At 54.0% G+C, this 6,578-nt stretch carries 8 protein-coding genes; 3 read left to right on the top strand and 5 right to left on the bottom strand.

Annotation, left to right across the window (positions count from 1 at the left end; genetic code table 11):
• Positions 1-430: 430 nt before the first annotated feature.
• The 3 genes from xerC to ACGF7G_RS21290 are packed head-to-tail and all read right to left on the bottom strand — an operon-like array spanning position 431 to position 4,402.
• The gene (gene xerC / locus ACGF7G_RS21300; RefSeq protein ID WP_387468201.1) at positions 431-1,480 is read right to left on the bottom strand and encodes a site-specific tyrosine recombinase XerC; all 1,050 of its coding nucleotides are present in this window, start codon (positions 1,478-1,480) and stop codon (positions 431-433) included.
• A gap of 32 nt (positions 1,481-1,512) precedes the next feature.
• Positions 1,513-1,689: a hypothetical protein gene (locus tag ACGF7G_RS21295; RefSeq protein WP_387468199.1), complete on the bottom strand. Its 177-nt coding sequence runs from the start codon at positions 1,687-1,689 to the stop codon at positions 1,513-1,515.
• 10 nt (positions 1,690-1,699) lie between these two features.
• Entirely contained in the window at positions 1,700-4,402 is a 2,703-nt protein-coding gene (locus ACGF7G_RS21290) for a CHC2 zinc finger domain-containing protein (RefSeq protein WP_387468197.1), read from the bottom strand.
• 121 nt (positions 4,403-4,523) lie between these two features.
• Here ACGF7G_RS21290 and ACGF7G_RS21285 point away from each other — a divergent pair, with 121 nt between their 5' ends.
• The 3 genes from ACGF7G_RS21285 to ACGF7G_RS21275 all read left to right on the top strand — a co-directional run bounded on the left by ACGF7G_RS21285 (position 4,524) and on the right by ACGF7G_RS21275 (position 5,533).
• Positions 4,524-4,928 carry a helix-turn-helix domain-containing protein gene (locus tag ACGF7G_RS21285; RefSeq protein WP_046973910.1) on the top strand — a complete coding sequence of 135 codons (405 nt, stop codon included), beginning with the start codon at positions 4,524-4,526 and terminating at the stop codon, positions 4,926-4,928.
• A 73-nt stretch (positions 4,929-5,001) separates the two neighbouring features.
• Positions 5,002-5,322 (top strand): SymE family type I addiction module toxin, encoded by a 321-nt coding sequence (locus ACGF7G_RS21280; RefSeq protein ID WP_387468195.1) that lies wholly within the window; start codon positions 5,002-5,004, stop codon positions 5,320-5,322.
• 13 nt (positions 5,323-5,335) lie between these two features.
• Positions 5,336-5,533, top strand: a complete 198-nt coding sequence (locus ACGF7G_RS21275; RefSeq protein ID WP_387468194.1) for a hypothetical protein — start codon at positions 5,336-5,338, stop codon at positions 5,531-5,533.
• A gap of 47 nt (positions 5,534-5,580) precedes the next feature.
• Here the strand turns inward: ACGF7G_RS21275 and ACGF7G_RS21270 are convergent, their stop codons facing one another.
• Both ACGF7G_RS21270 and ACGF7G_RS21265 read right to left on the bottom strand, forming a co-directional pair.
• The gene (locus ACGF7G_RS21270; protein WP_387468192.1) at positions 5,581-6,012 is read right to left on the bottom strand and encodes an SMI1/KNR4 family protein; all 432 of its coding nucleotides are present in this window, start codon (positions 6,010-6,012) and stop codon (positions 5,581-5,583) included.
• Positions 6,009-6,578 (bottom strand): HNH/ENDO VII family nuclease (locus tag ACGF7G_RS21265; protein ID WP_387468190.1); only part of this gene is annotated, 570 nt, incomplete at its 5' end. The genes ACGF7G_RS21265 and ACGF7G_RS21270, both read right to left, overlap by 4 nt.

Here is a 6,578-nt window from a genome sequence, read left to right as displayed (position 1 = left end):
TGGGCACCGGAGCCGCCACGGATGGCGGCGACTGCGGCGGTGGGCGCTAGCATTGAGGCTGACAGCAGCGGGCGCAGCCCGGTGCGCCTCTCGGGCTAAGAAGCCCAACCCGGCGGCCAGCCGCGCACCGTTGTTGAGGTCACCGCGCAGCGCCCATTGGTGGGCGGCGCCGACATAATGTTTGTTAAGCGCGGCGGGCCGTGCAGGCCCATTGCGCTTAATGCAACATTATGTTGAATGGTGGCTGACCGGCAACGATGCTGACAGAGGACACCGAAGTTCAGCGCCGGGCGGCCACCATTTACCGCCGGCACTCCGAAGGTGGGCAGGCAGTCCGTGCGCAGGGACGCGCGCGGTCTGCCTTTCACTGCACCCCACACGCTCACAGGGAACCGGCTAACGTTAAAGACTGTCCAACCGCACTGAGGTTTCAGGCCGGCTTTGGGCTGTCCGGCTTATCGTCTGGCGGCGTGGCCTGCTTTGACTGCCGTTCTGCCGGGTGGGTCTGCTCATGCACTTTCTTTAAGTGACCGATTGCCACCCGCGTATAGATTTGCGTGGTTTCCAGTTTCTCATGCCCCAGTATCGCCTGGATATGCCGGGTGTCCGCGCCGTTCTCCAGCATCTGAGTCGCCATTGAGTGGCGGAACAGATGGCAGGCACCGGGTTTGTTGAGCTTTGCTTCCTCACGGATGGTTTTACCTACCATCAGTGTCAGCGTGGTACGGGCCAGCGGTTTGCCCTTACGGGTGATAAACACGTGCCCGCTGTCATGTTTCCACGCCAGATGCGGGCGTACGTGGTCCAGATACCGCTCCAGCCAGTGCAGTGCCCGCGTGCCTATTGGCACAACCCGGTCCTGCCGATTCTTGCCCTGCCGCACGACCAGTACCCCGCGATGCCTGTCAATGTCGCCCAGCCGCAGGTTAATCAGCTCCATGCGCCGGATGCCGGTACTCCAGAACACTTCCAGTATCGTCCGGTTGCGCAGTTTCAGCGGCGTCTGTGCGTCGAGACTCGTCAGTACCTGGTCTGTCTCTGTTTCACTCAACACCTGAGCGGGCAGACGCCGCTCGGCTTTGGGGATAACAAGCTGCTCCGCCGGGTTATACAGGATATGGTGGCGCTGTAATAACCAGCGGAACCAGACCCGTATCATGGTCAGCCGTTGTAACTGGCTGTTGTTGCTGTAGTGCTCGCCATCGGCCTTGCAATAATGGCGAAGATAACGCTGCCAGCTTTCGAGTACCGTTAAACTCACCTGCGGCGCGTGACAGACCGACCGCTGCTCACACCAGTCCACGAAAGGCGTCAGGGCGTCCCGGTAGTTGGACACCGTGCTGAGACTGTGCCCGCTGACCGTGCGGATTTCCAGATACGCCGCAAGAAGCTGGCGCAGTGTGGCAAGGGTAACGTCGTGTTGTGTCTGCATAAGTTTTCCCTGTGTGTCATGTCGGTGAAGGGTAGGTTGTGTTTCCATCGTCTGCCTCTGATGGGAGTTCTGTCGGTATGCTACGGTTTTTTTATTCTGTCCTGTCGGAACAGTGATTTTTTGCTGAACCCGACCACTTTGCTATGAAGCCTTGTTGTGCCTGACTTTGCGCTGATACCTGTCACCCGACCGCCTGCCGACCTGACGCCGACTAGCAGGTGACCGCTTAACGTCTTACCCCGACCGGACGATTTCATACTGCGCTATTCAGGGCGCTATCAGCCCGCTCAGGTGTGCGGCGTCGCTGTCTTCTCCGTCGAACAGCAGTTCGTAGATGAACGTCAGCCCGCGCCGGTGCAACAGCAGGTACTCCATTTCAACCAGCCGTGAGAGATGGATTTTCAGCTGGGTATCGCCCCACTGCACCGCATCACGCAGCATTTTTCGGGTAAACAACATGTCATGGCGCGGCTGCCCGCTTTTCCTGACCCAGCCTTGTATCAGCAACAACAGCCTGCGCGTTTGCGGCGGCATCTCGTCGAGCGTCCGGCCTAAGATGTCATGCGCAAGGTCATTCGCCAGCCGGATATCGTCTTTGGTGACCTCGATATACTCAAGGGTTTGCCCGCGATGCCCGGCGGTTTTGACTTCCCGCTGGTGCTGGTGCAGCAGGGCGATGCTCTGGATTAAGGTCAGGTATTTCATATGGTCACGGCGCGTGCGGGTCTTGTCTGACATAAAGGTCAGTTGCGACGCATACGGATTGACCACATTCAACGGACGCAGTAGCCGCTGGGCGTTCTGGTGCAGCGTGGTGAGATAGTTCCGTTCATTGTCAGCCAGCAACCCTTCAAGGGTCTGTTGGTGGCGCTGCAACGCATGGATAGCTTCCGTCTGTTCACGGGATTCGTTGATGGTCAGCACCAGACAGCGATTCAACAGCTCTTCGTCTACATCGATGGCGGTGGTGGTCAGCATCAGCATGACCGGACCTTTGACCGTGTAGCTTTTGGTGACAAGGTTGCCCGTCGCTTCGTCCTTGCCGGTGCTGGCAATGGTCAGTTCGCCATCGCTTTGCAGCAGTTTGAGCGCATAGGCCGCCTGCCGTACGCCTTCTTCTTCGGCGATTGCCAGTATCTTGTGTTGCAGGTTGGTGTCGCCCAGATAAAACAGGCTCTGCCCTGTCATGGCGCTGTATTGCACCCGTTCTTCCGGGGGTATCAGATTGAGTACCGCCTCCATTAAGGACGATTTGCCTGCCGCGCTGCTGCTCTGTATCAGCACAGCCAGCGGTTTGGCGAGCTTGCGGCTCACTGCGGCCAGATACCCGGCAAGCAGGTTAGTGGATTCCCCCACCACCCCGCAGGCGGCTAAATCCGCGGTGATACGCGCCGTCAGATTCGGGTTTTGCAGCAACGCCAGCGCGGCAGCCCGCTCGGTGTCGTTCATCTCCGGTGTTTTCTGTTCAGCCGCTATTTCCGCCTGCTGCTGCCACTGCTCAACCGCCAGTAACACCTGCCCCAGTGCCCGGCGGATATCTCCCTCAGCCAGCCCCAGCTCGGTTGCCGCCATACGGGCATACCCCTGACGGCTGCGTGCGCTCATCAGGTCGACGCCATCCAGGAACATCACGCCGCTTTGGGTATCAATGACCTGTGCATTGAGCTTCATGGCAACTGCGCCCGCTTTCACGGAAGACAACCCCCGAATGCCCCAGCGCAGGCGGCCCAGCGAGACTTTAAGCTCCCCGTCAGCCCCCGTTTCCCAGAGAAGGCCGGGCGTCGGGTGTTGCCCCGCCGTCACAACAGCCGCTAAAGCCGGAGGCGGGGCGGCTTCGGCGGATACTTCTGCTTCCGTGCGTGCGGCAACAGCCGTTGACATTGGCGTCGCGCTCTCAAGCAGCAGGGCGAAGGCGGCTTCCGGCTCGGCCACCTGACACAGATACTCATTCGCATCCATTTCGGGCGGGAACATCACCCGCAGCGGGGTGATACCTTTTGCCAGCAGCGCCTCTGCCAGTTTCACCGCTGCTTCATTGCCCGCGCTATCATTGTCGAAGGCGATAAGGACCTGTTTGATGCCATGCCGCTCAAACACCAGCCAGTGGTCAGCCGTCACCCCGTTGACCCCGTAAGCGGCGGTCACGTTCCGATGACCGGCGACCCAGAACGACATCGCATCAATCAGGGATTCACACAAGATAAGGCTTTTCGAGGCCATCAGCGCCGTTTCATTCCAGACCCCGCGATGGGGACCCGGCAGATAGAGATGATAGACGGACCCCGGCCGCAACCGGTCCCGGATTTTGCGCCCGTATATCTCCCGGACCTGCCCCTCAGGGCCAGTCACCGGGACAACCAGCGCTCCGCTAAAGTGCTCATGACCCGATTCACGCATCAACCCTACCGCCCGCAGTCGCGCCCGGATTTCAGCGCCCGGTTTGAGTTTCTTTGACGGCAGCCGATATCCCAGCGTGCGGTTGGCAAAGCCCAGCCGGAAGTGAGCGACTAACTCCGGGTGATTGAGTCGCCGCTGTGTCAGATACGCCTGCATCTCCGGCGCATTCAGCAACGTGTGGTGATAGAACTCAACCACCCGATGCAGCAGCGCCTGCCGGCCGGCTTCATCTTCGGCCAGCAATGTCGGTTCAGACGGCGCAACCAGCGGTTCGACCGCCGGATTTTCGCCCAATAAAGCCCGCAACCGCTCCGCCGCATGGCGCAGACTTAAGCTTTCGGTTTTCATCACCCAGTCCAGCACCGAACCGCCCGCATTACAGCCGAAGCAGTGATACAGATTCTTTTTCGGGCTGAGCACCATTGACGGGGTTTTCTCCTGATGAAACGGGCACAGCAGCACGTAATCATCTTTGCCGTGTTTAATCAGCTTTCGTCCCTGTTGTTCTGCCACGGCCACTAAGGAGGCGGCGGCTTTCAGGTGCTGTAATTCGGTTTCGGGTATCCGTGCCATGCTGTTGACTCCTAAATCCTGTCAAGATTTAAATTGACTCTTAATTGGATTTATTTATAATCCTTTTAGGAGTTACTTGCAACCCCTAATTCAGACAAGCCCTTACACTAACGGAGTCACTATGCAAACAGAGTTTTTGATTATGCAAAATGCTGAACTCCGCAAAGAGTTTGGGGTACGTCTCAAGGCGCTACGTAAGCAGAAGGGATGGCCTCAGAAAGAACTGGCTGGGAAAGTTGAGATCCGTTTTCAACAACTGAACAAGTACGAGAGCGGACTTAACATACCTCCCGCTGAGATGATGGTTAAGCTGGCTGATGTGTTAGGGGTCACTGTGGATTATCTGCTGACAGGCAATCCTGTTGAAGATTCACCGCTGGCTAACTCTCGATTATTTAGGCGTTTTCAGGTTCTGGAACAACTGGCACAAGAAGATCAGGAAACAGTTATTAAGATCATTGATGCCATGATCGCCAAGCAGCGTATGGAGTCTGCATTGCTGCCCGTTGATGAACCGGAGGGATAAAAATAGCGCGGCGCTGATGTGTTGAGACCACACCAACGCCGCTCACCACAAGCAACTAAGAAGGAGTTGAATGATGGCTAAGGCGCATTCTAAAGCAGAAGCGGCGGTAAATAAAGCCGCGAAAACAGAACGTTATTACACCGTGGGATACGTGCCGCAAAATGACAAGGCCAGTGCCCCGCCCGCAATCCACCTGAGAGGCCAATGGCTTAAGGCTGCCGGCTTTGATAAAGGCTGTACACTCACGGTTAAAATTATGGACGGTTGTCTGGTGCTCATTCCTGACAGTGAAGCTACGCAACACTATCAGCAGCAATACCAGCGGCAGCAGAACCAGCTTAATGAGATTAAGCTGCGAATGCGGGAGATGCTGGCTGGGTACAACGCGGGCTAAGGGAGGGGATAAAATGAAAGTGATGATTGAACATTTGCAGGATATTCAGTTAACCCATATTGAAGCACTGGCCTTGGCCCAACTGGTTAAGCGGCTGAACTGGGCGGAGATACGCGCCTGTGCGGTGAATGACGAGGAAGCGTATCAGATTAAGGATGCGATCGGTAAGCTCCAGTCGGCACTGGCTTACTGTGGGTATGCGCCACGGTAGATATTAAGAAGGCTGGAAGATCTTTGAGATCTTCCAGCCTTTCATATTTATTTATATGACATCAATCGCTTATATAAAAATTCAATGAAATTGCTTGCATATAATTTATTTTCTGTTCCTAATGATATGTAAACTTCGACCAGATTATTTGTATTGAAATAAAATTCTTCTCCGAAGTCTGTATTTGAAACAACTAATTTGCCTTCATTAAGGTAATTATTAGCTATTGTATTTTGATATACTAAGTCACCGCCAATAGCTTCCTCAAACGGAATGCAATATATGCTATATATCTCATCTCCACATATATCACCACCACCAAAGTTATTCAAAAACCATTTATAATCATAAGGTAATGTTAGTGATAATGCTTTTTCTGTTTTATTTATCCATTCAGGAGAGGGGGCATCATCTGCACTTCCCATATTTAATAAATCGGGATGTTCCGCGAATAAATCTATTAATTCATCTCTGTTCATTTAAAATCTCCAGCTCTATTGATCCAATACTGTTCTCGCCATTTATTAAATGTAGCTCGATCTATTCCTGAAGGAATCGTATTAGGATTTATATGAATTGCTTTGTGATTAACTTTATGGAATGTTTGGCTCATTTCAGCAATAGGACCGTTTTGAGTTTGTAACATATGATGTAAGTTTACAGCTTTTCCATCATGCCCAACAGGGGCCCTACCTGATGCCATTCGTTCAATATTAGTTCCTCGAATCACTTTCCCTTGATCTCGCCATGCCGACATATGTTGAGGATCAAACAGATCATTTCTTTGATATACCTTATTCCCTTTAAATGTAATCGGGTCTGATGACCAATATTTTCCCTTTTGACTATAGTCAGTTGGACACCCAGCCAGACCCAGAGGGTCAATCCAGTTCGCCGGATTATGGACATACCCGTACGGGTTAAATCCTCCACTAAGATTCAAAGGGTCAGGCGATAAGTACTGTCCCGTTTCCCTGTCGTAATAACGGAACCGATTATAAAATAAACCGCTCTCCGTGTCTTCATACTGACCACAAAACCGCAG

This window comes from Photorhabdus sp. RM323S (genome assembly GCF_042879375.1).
GTDB lineage: Bacteria > Pseudomonadota > Gammaproteobacteria > Enterobacterales > Enterobacteriaceae > Photorhabdus > Photorhabdus tasmaniensis.
Note: the sequence above shows the minus strand (reverse complement) of the source record. Positions and strands in the feature narration are given on the sequence as shown.